14 protein-coding genes are annotated in these 16,835 nt (G+C 70.1%); 3 read left to right on the top strand and 11 right to left on the bottom strand.

The features are described 5' to 3' along the window. Window positions 1-104: 104 nt before the first annotated feature. Complete coding sequence (locus QTH86_RS05880; protein ID WP_286645604.1) at window positions 105-920, top strand: substrate-binding domain-containing protein; 816 nt, start codon at window positions 105-107, stop codon at window positions 918-920. A 19-nt stretch (window positions 921-939) separates the two neighbouring features. Here the strand turns inward: QTH86_RS05880 and QTH86_RS05875 are convergent, their stop codons facing one another. Then, the gene (locus tag QTH86_RS05875) at window positions 940-1,359 is read right to left on the bottom strand and encodes a YbaN family protein (RefSeq protein WP_286645605.1); all 420 of its coding nucleotides are present in this window, start codon (window positions 1,357-1,359) and stop codon (window positions 940-942) included. A gap of 116 nt (window positions 1,360-1,475) precedes the next feature. On the opposite strand from QTH86_RS05875, the gene QTH86_RS05870 reads away from it, so the two are divergent. Both QTH86_RS05870 and QTH86_RS05865 read left to right on the top strand, forming a co-directional pair. Beyond that, window positions 1,476-2,441: an AraC family transcriptional regulator gene (locus QTH86_RS05870; protein WP_286645606.1), complete on the top strand. Its 966-nt coding sequence runs from the start codon at window positions 1,476-1,478 to the stop codon at window positions 2,439-2,441. A gap of 145 nt (window positions 2,442-2,586) precedes the next feature. Next, complete coding sequence (locus QTH86_RS05865; protein ID WP_286645607.1) at window positions 2,587-3,030, top strand: cyclophilin-like fold protein; 444 nt, start codon at window positions 2,587-2,589, stop codon at window positions 3,028-3,030. On the opposite strand, the gene mprF is transcribed toward QTH86_RS05865, so the two are convergent. The 10 genes from mprF to QTH86_RS05815 all read right to left on the bottom strand — a co-directional run bounded on the left by mprF (window position 2,985) and on the right by QTH86_RS05815 (window position 16,835). Further along, on the bottom strand, window positions 2,985-7,031 hold the full coding sequence (gene mprF / locus QTH86_RS05860) for a bifunctional lysylphosphatidylglycerol flippase/synthetase MprF (RefSeq protein ID WP_286645608.1): 4,047 nt from the start codon (window positions 7,029-7,031) through the stop codon (window positions 2,985-2,987). The genes QTH86_RS05865 and mprF overlap by 46 nt on opposite strands. A gap of 150 nt (window positions 7,032-7,181) precedes the next feature. After that, window positions 7,182-8,105: an ABC transporter permease gene (locus QTH86_RS05855; protein WP_286645609.1), complete on the bottom strand. Its 924-nt coding sequence runs from the start codon at window positions 8,103-8,105 to the stop codon at window positions 7,182-7,184. Next, window positions 8,102-9,163, bottom strand: a complete 1,062-nt coding sequence (locus QTH86_RS05850) for an ABC transporter permease (RefSeq protein ID WP_286645610.1) — start codon at window positions 9,161-9,163, stop codon at window positions 8,102-8,104. The genes QTH86_RS05855 and QTH86_RS05850 overlap by 4 nt, the downstream gene beginning before the upstream one ends. Beyond that, on the bottom strand, window positions 9,160-10,725 hold the full coding sequence (locus tag QTH86_RS05845; RefSeq protein ID WP_444813585.1) for an ABC transporter ATP-binding protein: 1,566 nt from the start codon (window positions 10,723-10,725) through the stop codon (window positions 9,160-9,162). Before QTH86_RS05845 ends, QTH86_RS05850 begins: the two co-directional genes overlap by 4 nt. Next, on the bottom strand, window positions 10,716-11,654 hold the full coding sequence (locus QTH86_RS05840) for a 5'-methylthioadenosine/S-adenosylhomocysteine nucleosidase (protein ID WP_286645611.1): 939 nt from the start codon (window positions 11,652-11,654) through the stop codon (window positions 10,716-10,718). The genes QTH86_RS05845 and QTH86_RS05840 overlap by 10 nt, the downstream gene beginning before the upstream one ends. Continuing rightward, window positions 11,651-12,652 (bottom strand): BMP family protein, encoded by a 1,002-nt coding sequence (locus tag QTH86_RS05835; RefSeq protein WP_286645612.1) that lies wholly within the window; start codon window positions 12,650-12,652, stop codon window positions 11,651-11,653. Before QTH86_RS05835 ends, QTH86_RS05840 begins: the two co-directional genes overlap by 4 nt. Before the next feature lie 150 nt (window positions 12,653-12,802). Beyond that, a complete protein-coding gene (upp, locus tag QTH86_RS05830) occupies window positions 12,803-13,432 on the bottom strand; it encodes a uracil phosphoribosyltransferase (protein WP_286645613.1) in 630 nt (209 codons plus the stop codon). Between the two features lie 55 nt (window positions 13,433-13,487). After that, entirely contained in the window at window positions 13,488-14,900 is a 1,413-nt protein-coding gene (locus QTH86_RS05825) for a URC4/urg3 family protein (RefSeq protein ID WP_286645614.1), read from the bottom strand. Continuing rightward, on the bottom strand, window positions 14,900-16,285 hold the full coding sequence (locus QTH86_RS05820; RefSeq protein ID WP_286645615.1) for a GTP cyclohydrolase II: 1,386 nt from the start codon (window positions 16,283-16,285) through the stop codon (window positions 14,900-14,902). The genes QTH86_RS05825 and QTH86_RS05820 overlap by 1 nt, the downstream gene beginning before the upstream one ends. A 79-nt stretch (window positions 16,286-16,364) precedes the next feature. After that, complete coding sequence (locus tag QTH86_RS05815; RefSeq protein ID WP_286645616.1) at window positions 16,365-16,835, bottom strand: DoxX family protein; 471 nt, start codon at window positions 16,833-16,835, stop codon at window positions 16,365-16,367.

The following is a 16,835-nucleotide window of genomic DNA, read 5'->3' as shown; positions in this document are numbered from 1 at the left end:
TCGCAGTGCGGTGGGTGTCCCGGGATAACCCTCGTCCCGGTGCCGGCTGTTTGACAGCTTGCCTGCCTACGATGGCCGGACGCAATCAACGACCTGGAGACACCATGGCACCCACTGCTTCGATCACGCGCCCGATCACTCGTCGCTTCGCCCTCCTGGCCGGTGCCCTCGCGCTGGCCGGCTGCACCGGCCTCGGCGGCAAGCCGGTCGGCACCGACATCCACGTGATGACCTCGGGTGGTTTCACCGCCGCCTACAACGAGCTGCGACCGGACTTCGAGCAGCGATCGGGCCACACGGTGAAGACCGCCTATGGCGCGTCCATGGGCGACGCCGCCGACTCGATTCCCAGCCGCCTCGGCCGCGGCGAGCCGGCGGACGTCGTGATCCTCGCGCGCTCGGCGCTCGACGCGCTGGTGAAGGACGGCAAGGTCGTCGCCGGCAGCCAGGTCGACCTGGTGCGCTCGTCGATCGGCTTCGCCGTGAAACGCGGCGCACCCCGGCCCGACATCTCGACGGTGGAGGCACTCAAGCGCACGCTGCTGGCGGCGCCGTCCATCGCCTATTCGGCCAGCGCGAGCGGCACCTACTACGAGACCGAGCTGTTGAAGAACCTCGGCATCGAGGCGCAGGTCAAGCCCAAGAGCCGGCGCATCCTGAGCGAGCGCGTGGGCACCGTGGTAGCGCGAGGTGACGCGGCGCTGGGCCTGCAGCAGGTGAGCGAGCTGCTGCCGATCGAGGGCATCGACTACATCGGCCCGCTGCCGGCCGAGGTGCAGCGCGTGACCGTGTTCTCGGCCGGCGTGGCGACCGGGTCGAAGCAACCCGCGGCGGCCGCCGAACTCATCCGCTACCTGGCATCGCCGGCCGCCGCGCCCACCATCGCCAAGACCGGCCTGGAGCCCGTCACGGCCAAGTGAACCGTCCGCCGACGACGGATCAGACCGCCGGCTCCGGCCGCCGCCACAGCCACGCCAGCACGACCGCCATGCAGCCGATGCCGACGGCGGCGATCCAGGGGCGGTAGGCGGCCCACACCAGCACGACGGCGCCGACGGCCATGGTGGCGGTGGCGCTCCATTTGGCGCGTCGGCTCACGCAGTGGCCGTTTTCCCAGTCGCGCAGCATCGGGCCGAACAAGCGGTGCTCCAGCAGCCAGGCATGCAGACGGGGCGAGCTGCGCGCTGCGGCCCAGGCCGCCATCAGCAGGAACACGGTGGCCGGCATACCGGGCAGGATCACGCCGATGACGGCGAGCACCAGGCACAGGCCGGCGAAGGCGAGCAGCAGCCAGCGCGCCGCGCGCGGCAGCGGCCGGATGGCGGGGCGTGGGGGCGGGGGATCTCCTTGGCGGGGCATGCCGGTCCATTGTCGTGCCATCGCCGCTTGCAGAATCGTTGCGGATGTTTGCACGATGGTCCACCGAACGCGCCGGGGTAGAGACAGCCGGTGCCGCGCGGCCTAAGCTTGGGTCCATGCTGACATCCACCCCTCCATCGCTGCGCGCCGAGCGTCCCATCGACCAGATGCAGGTCACGGTGATGCGGGCCGAACTGGCCGCGACCATCGACCGCCTGACGCGGGTGGACGGTTCGCACGAAACCGCGATTCCGCGGCTCGCGCTGGCGCGGTTCTCGCAGATGCAGCACCCGGTGCATGCCATGTACGAGCCGGCCTTCTGCGTGCTGGCGCAGGGCAGCAAGCGCGTGCTGCTCGGCAACGAGGTCTACATCTACGACGGCAGCCGCTACCTCGTGGCCTCGCAGAACCTGCCAGTGTCGGGGCAGGTGATCGACGCCTCGCCCGAGTCGCCGTACCTGGGCCTGCGCCTGCTCTTCGACGTGAAGGACATCGCCGCCCTCGCACTCGAGTTCGGTCTGGGCGACACGTCGCCCCCCAGTGCGCCGGAGCGCGGCATCTTCACCGGCGAGCTGTCGACCACGCTGCTCGACCCGGTGCTGCGCCTGGTCAAGCTGCTGGACACGCCGGAGGATGTGCCCGCGCTCGCACCGTTGATCTCGCGCGAGATCCTCTATCGCGTGCTGCGCTCGCCCGACGGCTGGCGGCTCGCCCAGATGGCCGTGGTCGACAGCCACAGCCAGCGCATCGCCCAGGCCATCGGCCTGCTGTCGCAACGTTTTCGCGAGCCCCTGCGCATCGAGGACCTGGCCGACGCGATCCACATGAGCGTGTCGTCGCTGCACCAGCATTTCAAGGCGGTGACGTCGATGAGCCCGCTGCAGTTCCAGAAGCAGCTGCGGCTGCAGGAGTCACGCCGCATCATGATCAGCGAGCGCCTGGACGCCGCCACCGCCGGCCATCGCGTGGGGTATGAAAGCCAGTCGCAGTTCAACCGTGAGTACAGCCGTTTCTTCGGCCTGCCGCCGGCACGCGACGTCAAGCGATTGCGTGAGATGCAACTGGGGCAGTTGGGCCGCTGACGGCCCTGCGCTGACCCTTAAAGGCGCGCCCTTGCGGGCCTTCGCGCCGGCCCATCCGATGCCGTCCACGTGGCACCGCAATTGCGGTACCGCGGGCGGCGCCCGTCCTGCGCATCGCGCGTGGGACGCCCTGACGAGGTCCACCATGAAGATTCATCTGAAGCTCGATGGCCGGGTCATTCCCGCCACCCTGGCCGACAACGACGCGGCCCACGCCTTCGCGGCCATGCTGCCGCTCGCGATCACGCTGCACGGCCTGTTCGGCCGCGAGAAGTTCGGCCCGCTGCCGGGCGCCATGCCGGCGGCGGAACGGCATACGCAGGCCTACGAGGTGGGCGACATCGTCTGCTGGTCGGCCGGGCCGGACCTCGCGATCCTGCACGCCCAGGACGGCCAGGCGCTCAGCGGTGGCTTCCATGTGCTCGGCCGCATCGACGCGGGGGCCGAGGCTTTCGGCGCGCGCGGTCCGCTGGACGTGCGCATCGAGCTGGCGGACGACGATGACGACGTGGCACTGCCGGGCGGCAGCGCTGCCGATCCTGCCTACCGCGGCAGGAAGCCCAGCATCTGCGCGGCCAGGGCGTCGTAGTCGCCGCCCAGGTGGTGGCCGCCGGGCATCGCGACGGTGCGGGTCTGCGACGTATCGAGCAGCGGGCACAGCGCATCGGCCTTCTCGTCGGTGCCGTAGAAGCACACCGTGTTGGCGGCCTTGAGCTTGACGGCCTCCGGGAGGATCGGCTTGTCGCCGCTCTTGCCGAGCCAGTTGGCCACATGGAATTCGAAAGCCGCCTTCTGGCCGGGCGCCAAGAGCACGTTCAGCTTGATGCTGTCCTTCGTGCGCTGCGGCAGCCGGTTGTAGACGAAGGGCAGCACGTCGGCGCCCTGGCTGAAGCCGATGAAGACGACCTCGCTGCGCTGCCAGCGCGCGGCGTAGTAGCGGATCACGCGGTCCATGTCCTCGGTCAGGCCCTCGGGCGTGCGGGCCTTCCAGAAGTAGCGCAGCGAATCGATGCCGACCACCGGCACGCCGTCCTTCGCGAGCGCCGCGGCCAGCGCCTTGTCGATGGAGGCCCAGCCGCCGTCGCCCGAGATCAGCACCGCGAAGCGCTTGCCCGGCGTCTTGGCCGGCACCTCGACCACCGGCAAGTCGGACAGTTGGGTCGGCGGTGGACCGATGGCGGCGCGCTTCGACGCGAGCTGCTCGTAGGCCGCGACGAACTCGGCAGGCACCGCACCGGCCGGCGTGGCGGCCGAAGGCACGACCCAGGTCGCACCGGGCACGGCCTTGACGAAGCCGGCCGGGGAGGCGGCCTGCGACGTGGCCGGGCAGGCGGCAGGGGGCGCTGGCGGTGTTGCGCTCCAGGGTGCAACCAGGCGCGTGGCCGGCTGGAACTCGATGCCCTTGTCGGCGGCGGTGTGGAACTTGAATTCGTTGGCGGTGCACAGTGGCATCGGCAGGCTCATGCGCGGGCAGAAGCCGACCGACAGCGCGCCAGTGAAGTTGTCCGCGGGTGACTGGGCCAGTAGCACATAGGGAAAGGCCGCGGCAGCGCCCGTGCCGACCAGGATCGGCTCGATGTAGGTCTGCATCCGGTCCTGCGCCTGGACGTGGCGCGCGAAGTTGTCGACCGAGCCGCCCCCGTAGACGCACTTGGACACCTGGCTGTCGGCCATGAGCCGGCGGTAGAACGGGTCGAGCGGCACCAGCGCCACCATGGCGCCGCGCGCGACCATCGCGTCGGCCAGCTGGCGGTCGCCCGGCGCGGGCGCTTCGCCGCCCGTGAAGAGCATCACGAACTGCTGCACCGCACCGGCCGGGCGCAGCAGCAGGATGTTGTCGAACTGTCCGTGCGACACGGTGCTGGCCGAGGGCGCCGCCAGCGGCTGGGCCTGGGCACGACTGAGGGCCGGCACCAGCAGCGCGATGCTGCAGATCGCGAGCAGGCAAAGCTCGCGCACGCCGTGCTTCCTGAATGGCTTCTTCATCGAGAACTTCGAGGCGGCTTCGGGCGGCTGGCCGCCGTCGCCGATCAGCGCCGCCACGTCGGCCAGCACCAGCAGCGGCGAGATGCCGCCCGGCGCGGTGAGGTAGCGCGCTTCCCAGCTCGGCTCGAACTTGTCCTTGTAGTTGTACAGGCCGCGGAAGCTGTAGAAGCGCTCGCCGTAGGTGAAGAGCAGCCGGCCGAGCCGCTGCCAGCGCGGTGCGCGCGGGCGCGTGGCCATGCCAGCCATGGGCGACATGCCCAGGCCGAAGCTGCGAAAGCCGCGCTCCTGCATGTGCAGCAGGACCTTGGCGAAAAGGTAGTCCATGGTGCCGGGCGGTGCGTCGGGCGCGTAGCGCATCAGGTCGACACCCGCGTCCTCGGCGGCCTCGGTCATCTGCAGGCTGGCGAAGGCGATCACGCGGCCCTCGCGCCGCACCACGGCCACCGGCAGGCGGCGCAGGTAGTCCTCGTCGAAACGGCCGACCGAGAAGCCTTTCTCGCGCGTGGCCTGGCGCTCGAGCCAGGCGTCGGACACGGCGCGCAGCTCGGCCATCACGGCGTCGACCTGCGCCGGGGCGAGCACCTCGAACACCAGGCCCTCGCGCTCGCCGCGGTTCATGCCCGCGCGCAGGTTGGCGCGCTTGGCGCCCTTGAGGTTGAAGTCCTGCAGTTCGATCTGTGCGTACTCGCCGAGCTTGAAGGCGTGCAGGCCGCAGTCCAGGTAGAGCGGCAGGGTGGACGGCCGCACCTGGTAGAAGGCCGGCCGGCCGCCATTGGAGGTCGCGAGTTCGACGAAGCGCCACACCAGGTCGGCCCACTCGCGTTTGTCGCCGATGGGCCCGAAGAGCGATATCCACGAACGCCCTTGCCGGCCGAACATGAGGAAGCTGTTGCCCGAGGGCGAGAACATCAGCTGCTTGTCGCCGGTCAGCGCGTAGCAGCCTTCCGAGGACGGGTTCGCCCGCACGATCGCGGCGGCGCGGTCGAGCTCTGCGACCGTCGGACGCGCCAGGGGGCTGCTGGCCGTCGGCCGCAGCAGTTGCCAGAGGCCCAAGGCCAGCGCCGCCAGTTCGACGGCGAGCAGCGCGCGCAGCGAGCGCGGTGCCTCCGCGTCGAGCTCGAACTGCCACCACAGGCGGTTGGTGTAGCGCACCTCCTGGTAGGCGAAGACCAGCAGCCAGGTGCAGGCGATCAGCACCCCGGCCAGCGTGAGCAGCCAGCCGGGCTCCAGGCGCTGGGCGAACAGCGAGGAGGGCCGGTCGAACTGCCGCCGCGACATCAGCAGCAGCACGGCCAGCGTCGACAGCAGCGCGGCCTCGTTCAACGCGATCCCCTTGGGCAGGGCGAGCACCGCGGAGATCACCGACAGCACGAAGGCGGCCCACCAGGCGGCATCGAGCCGGTGAAACAGGCCGCGCGCCACCAGCACGAAGCCCAGCCCGGCAATGCTGCCCAGGAAGTGCGAGGCCTCGATCAACGGCAGCGGCACGTGCAGCGTGGCCAGCAGGTCCTTGGCATCTTCGGTGAGCGGCGTGACGCCCGACACCAGCAGCCAGATGCCCGCGACCAGCGCGAGGGCGGCCAGCAGCCGGGGGCTCAGGCGCACCGCGGCCCGCGCGATGGGGGCGGCCACGCCCGACCGCACTTCGTAGGCGACGACCAGGGCCGTGGCCACCACCAGCGGCAGCACGTAGTAGATCCCCCGGTTGAGCAGCAGCGCGCCGAGCATCGCGTCGGTGGCCATGTGCGACTGGGTGGCCAGCAGCATCACCGCCTCGAACACGCCGACACCGCCCGGCACGTGGCTCACGATGCCGGCGGCGATGGCGATCGCGTAGAAGATGATGAAGGTCGGCAGGCTGATCTGCCCGTCGGGCAGCAGGAACCACAACGCCGCCGCCGAGGTGCACAGCTCGACCGCCGAGATGACCAGCTGACGCACCGCCAGCCCCGCCGTCGGCAGCCGCATCGTCCAGCGCGGGCCGATGCTGAGCACCCGCCGCCGCGTGCAGAGCCACAGGAAGGCGCCCAGCGCCAGCAGTGCCGCCGCGGCGGCGGCCTGCAGCAGCACGGCCGGCAGGTGCAGCAGCGGCGCGACCTCGCGAGCGCCCCACAGCAGGCTCAGCGCGCCGAAGGCCGTGATGCCGAGGCCGAAGGCGATCAGGTTGAAGACGATGACCTGCGCGATCTGGTGCGGCGTGAGCCCGGCGGCGGTGTACATCCGCGTGCGGATGGCGCCACCGGTCAGCGGCCCCAGGCCGATGGTGTTCGACAGTGCATAGGCCACGAAGGAGGTGACGAACACCGTCGGGCGCGGCACCTTGGCGTGGGCATAGCCGAGAGCGGAAAAATCGTAGCCGGCCAGGATCAGGTAGCTCAGCGCGGTCGCCAGCACGGCCATCGCGATGTTCAGGTCCGGCGTGGCCGACACCGCCTTCATCACCTCGTCGTAACGCACCTCGTTCATGAAGCCGTGCAGCGCCTTGGCCATCAACGCACACAGCGCCAGGCCCGCGGCGGCCAGCAGCCAGGGACGCAGGCGCGGCCACCAGGCACCGAGCCAGAGGGCTGGCGTCGCAAGGGGCTTGGCGGGAGCGGATTCCATCGGGTCGGTCGGGCGTTCGCGCATCGAAGCGCAGGGGGAGCAGGCGGTTATTCGTTGAATAACGTTTGTTTCCCGCGTTTGGCGGACCGGCGCCGACGACGGTCTGCGCATTTTTTCGCGGTTACGCCGGTGGCGGCGCCGCGCCAGGCCTCAGCGCTCGCCCTTGCGGTAGGGCTTCATCAGCGCCTGGGGGTAGCTGGCCTTGCGTGCCACCAGCACCAGCGCCAGGATCGACAGCAGGTACGGCAGCATCAGGTAGAGCTGGTAGGGCAGCACGGCGTCGCCCGATTGCTGCAGGCGCAACTGCAGCGCGTCGAAGAAGGCGAAGAGCAGGGCGCCGAGCAGCGCCTTGCCCGGGCGCCACGACGCGAACACGACCAGCGCCACGCAGATCCAGCCGCGGCCGTTCACCATGTTGAAGAAAAACGCATTGAAGGCCGATAAGGTGAGGAAGGACCCCGCCACGCCCATCAGCGCCGACCCCGCGACGATGGCGCCGGTGCGCGTGGCCGCGACCGACACGCCCTGGCCTTCGGCCGCCTGCGGGTTCTCGCCGACCATGCGCACCGCCAGCCCGACCGGCGTGCGATAGAGCACCCACGCCACCGCGGGCACCAGCGCCAGCGCCAGCAGCGTGAGCGGCGTCTGCGCGCCGAGTACCGGGATGGGGAGCCATTCCATCGGCGCGAAGGGCGTGATCGTCGGCGGCGTGTTCACCTTCGGAAAGCTGACGCGGTAGCCGTAGTAGCTGAGCGCGGTCGCCAGCAGCGTGATGCCCAGCCCGGAGACGTGCTGCGACAGCGCGAGCCCGACGGTGAGAAAGGCGTGCAGCAGCCCGAATGCCATGCCGGTGAGCGCCGCCACGCCGACGCCGACCCACAGTGGGGCACCGGCGTACACCGCCAGCCAGCCGGCAAAGGCGCCCGCGACCATGATCCCCTCGATGCCGAGGTTGAGCACGCCGGCGCGCTCGCACAGCAGCACGCCCAGCGTGCCGAAGATCAGCGGCGTGGCGATGCGCAGCGTCGCGACCCAGAAGGACGCGTTGGCCAGGATGTCGAGCAGGTCGCTCATGTGCGCCGGACGCGGTATTGCGTCAGCAGCGTCGCCACCAGCACCGCGATCAGCGAGGCCGCGACGATCACGTCCGCGATGTAGGTCGGCACGCCCACCGCGCGGCTCATGGTGTCGGCGCCGACCAGCACGCCGGCCACGAACACACCGGCCGCGATCACGCCCAGCGGATGCAGCCCGGCCAGCATCGCGATGACGATGCCGGTGTAGCCGTAGCCCGGCGACATGTCGAGCGTGACGTAGCTGGTGCGCCCGGCCACTTCGATCGCGCCGGCCAGCCCGGCCAGCGCGCCCGAGAGCAGCGCGACCATGACCACCGTGCGCGTCACCGGCACGCCGGCGAAGGCGGCGGCGCGCGCGTTGGCGCCGACCGCGCGGATGTCGAAGCCCAACACCGTGTGCTTGAAGATCGCCCACACGATGACCGCGAGCGACACGGCCCAGAGCAGCCCGGTGTGCACGCGGGTCTGGGCGATCAGCTTGTTCAACTCCAGATCGGATTGCAGCGACACACTCTGCGGCCAGCCCATCGCGGTCGGGTCCTTCATCGGTCCGTCGAGCAGCGCCGACACCGCCAGCAGCACGATGAAGTTGATCAGCAGCGTGGTCACGACCTCGTCGACGCCCAGCCTGTTCTTCATCAGCGCCGGCCCGAGCAGCATCAGCGCCCCGGCCAGCGCTGCCGCCACCATCATCAATGGAAACAACAGCCAGGGCGACGCCTCGAAACCGGTGCCGCCATGCATGCCGCCCACGGCCACCGCGGCAAGCGCCCCCGCATAGAGCTGGCCCTCGGCGCCGATGTTGAAGAGCCGCGCCTTGAAGGCGACGGTCGCGGCCAGGCCGGTGAGGATCAGCGGGATGGCGCGCGTGAGCGTCTCGCTCCACGCGAACACCGAACCGAAGCCGCCCTGCAGCAGCAGCGCATAGGTGCGCCCGACCGGCGCGCCGGCCCACAGCACCAGCAGCGCGCTGATGGCGAGGGTGAAGGCGACCGCGCCGATCGGTGCGAGCACCAGCGCGGCGCGCGATGTTTCATGGCGGCGTTCGAGCCTCATGCGTGCGTTCCCGCCATCGCGAGGCCGATGGCTTCGCGTGTCCACGCGGTGGCCGGGCGTGGCTCGCCGAGCCGGCCGCCGTGCATCACGGCGACGCGGTCGCCGAGCGCCAGCACTTCGTCGAGGTCGTCGGAGATCATCAGTACCGCCGCGCCGGCATCGCGGGCGGCGATCAGTTGCTGCTGCACGTACGCGACGGCGCCGATGTCGAGCCCCCAGGTCGGCTGGTGCGCGACGATCAGCCGTGGCGGCTTGCGCGGGCCACCGGCCGATTCGGGCGCCATCAGCGCGCGCCCGAGGATCAGCTTCTGCATGTTGCCGCCGGAGAGCGAGCGGGCCGGCGATTGCAGGCCGGCACCGCGCACGTCGTAGGCCTTCTCCACGCGCAGCGCATGCGCACGCGCCGCGGCGCGCCGCACCCAGCGGCCGAGCGGACTCCAGCGCGAGAAGGCGGGGCTGCGCAGGCGTTCGGACACCGCGTTCTCCCACACCGGCAGGTCGCCGATCACGCCCACGGCATGGCGGTCTTCGGGAATGCGCGCGACGCCGCGCGGCACCAGCTGGGCGGGCGAGGGCGGCAGCGCGCGGCCCATCAGCGTGACCGTGCCGCGCGTGGCCTTGCGCGTGCCGCTGAGCAGCTCGGCGAGCGCGACCTGGCCGTTGCCCGAGACGCCGGCGATGGCGACGATCTCGCCCGCCTTCAGCGTCAGCGTGACGTCGTCGAGCCGGTCGTGGCCGCTGCCGGTGGTCGACACATGGTCGAGCACGCAAACCGCGTCTCCGACGGTGCGTGCTGGCCGGCGTGCGGTCTTCTCGACCGCATGGCCGACCATCCACAACGCCAGTTCGGCCTGCGTGGTGTCGGCCGCGCGCGCCTCGGCCACCAGCTTGCCGCCGCGCAGCACGGCGATGCGCTGCGACACGCGCAGCACCTCGCCCAGCTTGTGGCTGATGAAGATGATCGACAGGCCCTGCGCCACCATCTGCGCCAGCGTGGTGAACAGCGCCTCGCTCTCCTGCGGCGTGAGCACGGCGGTCGGTTCGTCGAGGATCAGGATGCGCGCCCCGCGGTACAGCGCCTTGACGATCTCCACGCGCTGCCGCTCGCCGACCGACAGGTCGCCGATGTGCGCGTCGGGCCGCACCGGCAGGCCGAAGCGCTGCGCCACGTCGAGCAGCCGGGCGCGCGCCGCGCTGCGGCGCGAGAAGGGCTGCCACAGCGGCTCGGTGCCCATCAGCACGTTGTCGAGCACGCTCAGGTTGTCGGCCAGCGTGAAGTGCTGGTGCACCATGCCGATGCCCGCCGCCAGCGCCGCCTTGGGGTTGCCAGGCGCCAGCGGCTGGCCGAAGACCTCGATGTCGCCTTCGTCGGCCGTGTAGTGGCCGAACAGGATCGACATCAGCGTCGACTTGCCCGCGCCGTTCTCGCCGAGCAGCGCGAGCACCTCGCCCGCGTGCAGGTCGAGCGAGATGGCGTCGTTGGCGGTGAGGGCGCCGAAGCGCTTGGTGATGCCCCGCAGCCGGAGCACCGGCGCGGCCGATGCCGTGGCGTTCACTTCCACGCCGCCAGGAAGGCCAGCAGCACCTTCGCGGCGTTGTCGGCCGCGATGTTCATGAAGGTCCGCATCTCGTTCTCGCCCTGGCCACCACCGGCCAGATCGCTGAGCGATCGGAAGGCGATGTAGGGCACGCCGTTGGCGTAGGCGACCATGCCGACCGCCGCGGTCTCCATGTCGAGCACGTTGGCTTGGAAGGTGTTGAAGGTGTATTCGCGGAAGGCCGCGTTGTCGACGAAGGCTGGGCCGGAGACGCCGTTGCCGCCGATCACCAGCTTCGGCCGCGTGTCGAGGCATTTGCGGGCGCTGTCGCACACGGCCAGCTCGACGCTGGCGATGTTGCGGGCGGTGGCCAGCATCGTCGGGTCGACCTCGAACCAGAACTTGCGCTCGGCACCGCCTGCGGCGGAGCGCACGTGGACCGTGCCCGGGTACATCATCCCGAAGTTGGGCAGGAACACCGCATCGCGCGAGGGCCGTGGGCTGTACTGGCCCGGCGCGGTTTCGCGCGCCATCAGCACCTCGAGGTACTGGCCCCACTGTGCGGGCACTGTCACGTCGCCGATGTGCAGTGCCGGGTTGACGCCGCCCGCGATGCCGCTGAAGACGATGCCGCTGACTGCGAAGCGGTCGAGCACCAGCTGCGTGTTCATGGCCGCGTTGGTCATGCTGACGCCCGAGAGGAACAGCACCACCGGCTTGCCCTCGAGCGTGCCGGTGACGAAGTCGACACCGTTGACGCTGTACGACGCAGGCTGCTGCAGCCGGGTGCGCAGCAGCGCCAATTCGGGTGCGAAGGCCGACACCACCGCCAGACGCGGCGTGCTGTCGAGCCGCACGGCACCCGCGGGCGGTGCGCTTGCGCAGCCGGCCAGCGCCAGGCCGATCAGCAGTGCGGCGCCGAGTCGGGCGACTCGACGGACAACGCCCTTCACTTGGCCGTCGACTTCGGCTGGCCGTCGTCCACCTTCACGGTGAACTTGCCGGCCAGGATGTCGGCCTGCTTGGCCTTCACCTTGCTCACGATCTCGGCCGGGACCTTCTTCTCGAAGGTGCCCAGCGGCGCGAGTTCGGAGCCCTTGTGCTTCATCATCGAATAGGGGCCGTAGTCCTCGGCGGCGAACTTGCCTTCCTTCACCAGCTTGATGGCGCGGTCGGCCGAGGGCTCGAAGTTCCACAGCGCCGAAGCAACCACGGTGTCGGGGTACTGGGCCTGCGTGTCGATCACGTTGCCGATGGCGAGCTTGCCCTTTTCCTTGGCCGCGTCGCTCACGCCGAAGCGCTCGGCGTACATCACGTCGGCCCCCTTGTCGATCATGGCGAAGGCGGCTTCCTTGGCCTTCGGCGGGTCGAACCAGCTGTTGATGAAGCTCACGCTGAACTCGACCTTCGGGTTGGTTTCCTTGGCGCCGGCCATGAAGGCGTTCATCAGGCGGTTCACTTCCGGAATGGGGAAGCCGCCGACCATGCCGATCTTGTTGGTCTTGGTCATGCCGCCGGCGACCATGCCGCTGAGGTAGGCCGGCTCCTGGATGTAGTTGTCGAACACGCTGAAGTTCGGCGCCTGCGGCTTGAGCGACGAACCCATCAGGAAGGCGACCTTCGGGAAGTCCTTGGCGACCTTGCGGGCGGCGGCCTCGACGCCGAAGACCTCGCCCAGGATCAGCTGGTTGCCGGCCGTCGCGTACTCGCGCATCACGCGTTCGTAGTCGGCGTTGGCCACGTTCTCGGTCGCCTTGTATTCGATTTCGCCGCGGGCTTCGGCGGCCTTGAGCGCCTTGTGGATGCGGCCCACCCATTGCTGCTCGAAGGGCACGGTGTACACGGCGGCGACCTTGAGCTTGGCCTGCGCCAGGGCGAGGCCGGGGGCGCCGGCCGCGAGCGCGGCGGCAACGGCGATGGAACGGACGATCAACTGGCGGCGTGCGTGCACGGTGCTTCTCCTCGGGTGATTGGATTCAACGGGATCTTGAAACGGGACTCTTCGCGTGGAACACCGCGGAACCGGCTTCGCCGGGCCGCTGGTGTTGCCCCCTTGAGGGGGGAATCGAGCTGCACGAAGTGAGCGAAGAACGGGGGTGGGTCATTTCGTTCCGAAGATGCGGTCGCCCGCATCGCCCAGGCCCGGCAGGATGTAACCGTGGCTGTTCAGCTCGCGGTCGATCGCCGCGGTGTAGATCGGCACATCGGGGTGCGAGGTCTGCAGGTTCTTCACGCCTTCGGGGCAGGCCAGCAGGCAGACGAACTTGATCGACTTGGGGTTGAGTTCCTTCATGCGTTCGACCGCGGCGATCGCCGAGTTGCCGGTGGCCAGCATCGGGTCGACCACGATGATGTCGCGGTCCTGCATCTCGCTGGGCATCTTGAAGTAGTACTCGACGGCGGTGAGTGTCTTGGGGTCGCGGTACAGGCCGATGTGGCCGACGCGCGCGCCGGGCACCACGCTCAGCATGCCTTCGAGGATGCCGTTGCCGGCCCGCAGGATCGACACCAGCACCAGCTTCTTGCCGTCGATCACCTTCGAGGTCATGGTCTCGAGCGGCGTCTCGACCTCGATGTCCTGCATCGGCATGTCGCGCGTGACCTCGTAGGCCATCAGCATGCTCAGCTCGTTGAGCAGGCGGCGGAAGCTGTTGGTGGACGCGTCCTTGCGGCGCATCAGGGTGAGCTTGTGCTGGACGAGGGGGTGGTCGATGACGTGAACGTTGCTCATGGTGTCGAAAAGCGCGGCGGTGAAGCCTTGTTGTGGTTCTGGAAAGGGTGAGAGTCTAGAAGACGGTGCCGTCGCTTTCGATCTGCAGAGGTGGTGACCCGTCTCGCAAGCGCTGTGCCAGCACGCGGCCCGCGGCCCAGGTGCCGCCTTCGAGCACGCAGGCCAGCGGCATGTCGTCGGCGCTGCGTCCCAGCAGCGTTCGCACACGCGGGGCCAGCTCGTCGAGCAGGGCGACCGTCAGCGCGCGCCATTCGACGATGAACGCGTCGCCGACTTTCCAGCGGCGTGCCGCCAGCGCCGGGTCGCGCAACAGGATCACGCCGCTGTCGATCAAGAGGCCGCCGTTGCGGTACTCGGGCAGGCCGGTGAGCGCGTCGAGCCCGTGCACCTTCACGCCGGCCCATTCGAAGGGTTCGAGCAGCGAATAGGTCAACCACTGCGAGAGCTTGTGGAAGGGCATCCAGCCGTTGCTCAGGCCTGGGCCGTGCACGCCGGGGTGGCGCCAGCAGTCGCCCAGTGCGAAGTCGGGGTTGCCCGAGCCGATGCCGCCGGGCGTGTCGCTGCCGTCGGCGGCGATGCTGTCGACGAAGTTGGCGGCCGGCCAGATGCGCGAGAGCGACGCGAGCAGCAGCGACAGCAGCTCGTGCGCCGTGACCTCCGCGGTCGGCGGGACGGCGGGGCCGACCGGCCCGACCAGCGCGTCGAACAGTCCGCCGGGGCGGCCTTCTTCACCGAAAACCTCGGGCTGCTCGGCCAGCGCTTCGCCCAGCCGGCGCAGCAGCGTCGTTCGGCCGGCGATGCCGACCAGCGGGTTCACGTCGCTGACCTGGAAGGCCTGGCCGAGGCGATCGGCGATCAGCCCGCGCAGTCCGGCAGCGTCGACCTGCAGCGGCCGGTCGGGGTTGGACGAGAAGAGGCCGCTGGTGAAGGCATGGAAGCTCGCGACGCCCAGCCCTTCGGAGCGCGTGAAGCGCTGGCCGCTGGCCGGCTCGATGTAGTGCCAGTCGGCGCCGGCCCCGGCGTCGAGCAGCACGCTGACCAGCACCAGGTCGATCTGCACCCGCGCCCGCTCGCGCGGCGTGACGCTGTCGCCCAGCAGGCGGTCGAGCGCGGCCAGCCGGTCGACGCCGCCCGCCTCGAAATGGCGCCAGCGGCTGTGGAAGGGGATGCGGCCCGACGGGTAGCGCTCGCGCGTGACCTCGGCGACGACCTGGGCCGCGTCGTCGAGCATGGCGTCGCCGCCGATGGTGAACCAGGCCGATTCGCCCTGGCGCGCGCGGGCCAGCAACTGCGCGGCGCGCTCGCGCACGGCCGCGGTGGTGCGCAGGTAGGCGGCGGCCGGGCCCGGCTGCGTGAAGTCGGTGGCCAGCTCCAGGGCGGGGTCGACGTGGCCTTGCGCGTCGACATGGCGCACGGCGGTGTTGGCGGTGGGGCGGTCGGGGTCCAGCCCGTAGTTGTCTTGGCTCATCATTCGCTCAGTCCGCGGCCCTTGGCCTTCTTGAGTTCTTCGGCATCGGGCACGGCGCCCGGCGTGAAATAGCCGGCGGCCATCTTCGCATCCATCTCGACGCGCGCATCGGCCGGGATCAGTTCGTCGGGGATGTTCACCCGCTCGCCGATCTCGATGCCCGAGCCGGTGATGGCGTCGAACTTCAGGTTGCTCATCGAGACCAGGCGGTGGATCTTGCGGATGCCCAGCCAGTGGAAGACGTCGGGCATCAGCTCTTGGAAGCGCATGTCCTGCACGCCGGCCACGCATTCGGTGCGGGCGAAGTACTGGTCGGCTGTGTCGCCGCCGACCTGGCGCTTGCGCGCGTTGTAGACCAGGAACTTGGTGACTTCGCCCAGCGCGCGGCCTTCCTTGCGCGAGTAGGCGATCAGCCCGACGCCGCCGCGCTGCGCGCCGCGGATGCATTCCTCGATGGCGTGCGTGAGGTAGGGCCGGCAGGTGCAGATGTCGGAGCCGAACACGTCGGAGCCGTTGCACTCGTCGTGGATGCGGGCGGTGAGTTCGACCTCGGGGTTGGCCAGGTCGCGCGGGTTGCCGAAGATGTAGAGGGTCTGGCCGCCGATGGGGGGCAGGAAGACCTCCAGGTCGGAGCGCGTGACCAATTCGGGATACATGCCGCCGGTCTCTTCGAACAGCACGCGGCGCAGGTCGGTCTCGGAACAGCCGAAGCGGCGAGCCACTTCAGGCAGGAACCACACCGGCTCGATGGCGGCCTTGGTCACCATCGCGGCGCCACCGGCGGTGAGGAACTTGCCGTCGGCTTTCAGGCGGCCGGTCTGCAGCGCCTCGATCACTTCCGGCAGGATGACGTGCGCCTGGGTCACGGCGATGGTCGGGCGGATGTCGTAGCCGGCCGCCAGCTCGCTCGAGAACACGTCGGCCACCGCCGCGCCCCACGGGTCGAGCGACACGATGCGCCCGGGGTCCGACCATTGCGGGTACGGGCCGATGAGGTCGGTCGGCGACGTGTTGGTGAGGTCGGCCTTGTGCTGTGGGTTGAGCGCCCCGGCCGCCACGGCCAGCGCGCGGTACACGCTGTACGAGCCGCTGTGCGTGCCGATCACGTTGCGGTGCGCACGCGTGGTGGTCGTGCCGACGATCGGACCGCGCTCGGTCGCGGTCGCCGCGCCCCAGCGGATCGGCAGCGCGCCGAAGCCGCCGGCGTGTGAGGTCAGCCGGATATGCCGCGGTGCGCCGGCATTGGGTGCATAGATCGGGGAGAGCGAAACGGAGGCGGCCGCCGCATCAGGCAGCGCGGCGGACGAGGGGGACTGCGGGTTCGGTGCGCTCGGTGAGCCTGGTGAGGAAGGGTTGGGGGAACTCGAAACGGTGTCGACAGACATTGCAGGCCCTCAAAAAATGCAATGTAGCGACCGACTCCCTGACTGGCAAGCGCGGCGGCCCGTGTGGAACGCGCCGCGCTCAGTCGATGCGCATCGCGCGGTCGAGCGACAGGCGGCCGCCCCCGCGGCCCACGAGGTACAGCAGCAGGGCGGCCCAGGACAGGTGGGTGGGCCATGCGTCCGGGTAGACGAAGACCTGGATCACCAGCGTCATGCCCAGCAGCGCCGCGGCCGAGAGCCGGGTGAACAGCCCCAGCACCAGCAGGACCGGGAACAGGTGTTCGGCGTAGGCCGCAAGGTGCGCCGCGATCTCCGGTGGCACGAGCGGCAAGCGATATTCGGTGCGGAAGAGTTCGTAGGCGCTGTCGGTGACGTGGAGCAGCCCGGCGACCTTGGTGCGGCCCGACAGGAAGAAGATGGCGGCGATGGCCACGCGCGCTGCGAGGGCGAGCAGGTCGTGCGGCACGCCGCGCTCGAGCCGCCGGGCCAGCAGGTTCCAGCGCTCGCGCAGGCCGGTGGGCGCAGGGGTGGTCAGGACAGGGGTCGACAT

This window comes from Variovorax sp. J2L1-78 (genome assembly GCF_030317205.1).
Taxonomy (GTDB): domain Bacteria; phylum Pseudomonadota; class Gammaproteobacteria; order Burkholderiales; family Burkholderiaceae_C; genus Variovorax; species Variovorax arabinosiphilus.
This window is presented reverse-complemented; position numbering and strand designations above follow the sequence as displayed.

Excerpts from the sequence above, each read along its gene's own strand:
- QTH86_RS05875 (WP_286645605.1), bottom strand. The coding sequence starts at position 1,359 with ATGCCCCGCCAAGGAGATCCCCCGCCCCCACGCCCCGCCATCCGGCCG.
- QTH86_RS05870 (WP_286645606.1), top strand. The coding sequence starts at position 1,476 with ATGCTGACATCCACCCCTCCATCGCTGCGCGCCGAGCGTCCCATCGAC.
- QTH86_RS05880 (WP_286645604.1), top strand. The coding sequence starts at position 105 with ATGGCACCCACTGCTTCGATCACGCGCCCGATCACTCGTCGCTTCGCC.
- QTH86_RS05825 (WP_286645614.1), bottom strand. The coding sequence starts at position 14,900 with ATGAGCCAAGACAACTACGGGCTGGACCCCGACCGCCCCACCGCCAAC.
- QTH86_RS05815 (WP_286645616.1), bottom strand. The coding sequence starts at position 16,835 with ATGTCGACCCCTGTCCTGACCACCCCTGCGCCCACCGGCCTGCGCGAG.
- QTH86_RS05820 (WP_286645615.1), bottom strand. The coding sequence starts at position 16,285 with ATGTCTGTCGACACCGTTTCGAGTTCCCCCAACCCTTCCTCACCAGGC.
- upp (WP_286645613.1), bottom strand. The coding sequence starts at position 13,432 with ATGAGCAACGTTCACGTCATCGACCACCCCCTCGTCCAGCACAAGCTC.
- QTH86_RS05855 (WP_286645609.1), bottom strand. The coding sequence starts at position 8,105 with ATGAGCGACCTGCTCGACATCCTGGCCAACGCGTCCTTCTGGGTCGCG.
- QTH86_RS05850 (WP_286645610.1), bottom strand. The coding sequence starts at position 9,163 with ATGAGGCTCGAACGCCGCCATGAAACATCGCGCGCCGCGCTGGTGCTC.
- QTH86_RS05865 (WP_286645607.1), top strand. The coding sequence starts at position 2,587 with ATGAAGATTCATCTGAAGCTCGATGGCCGGGTCATTCCCGCCACCCTG.
- mprF (WP_286645608.1), bottom strand. The coding sequence starts at position 7,031 with ATGGAATCCGCTCCCGCCAAGCCCCTTGCGACGCCAGCCCTCTGGCTC.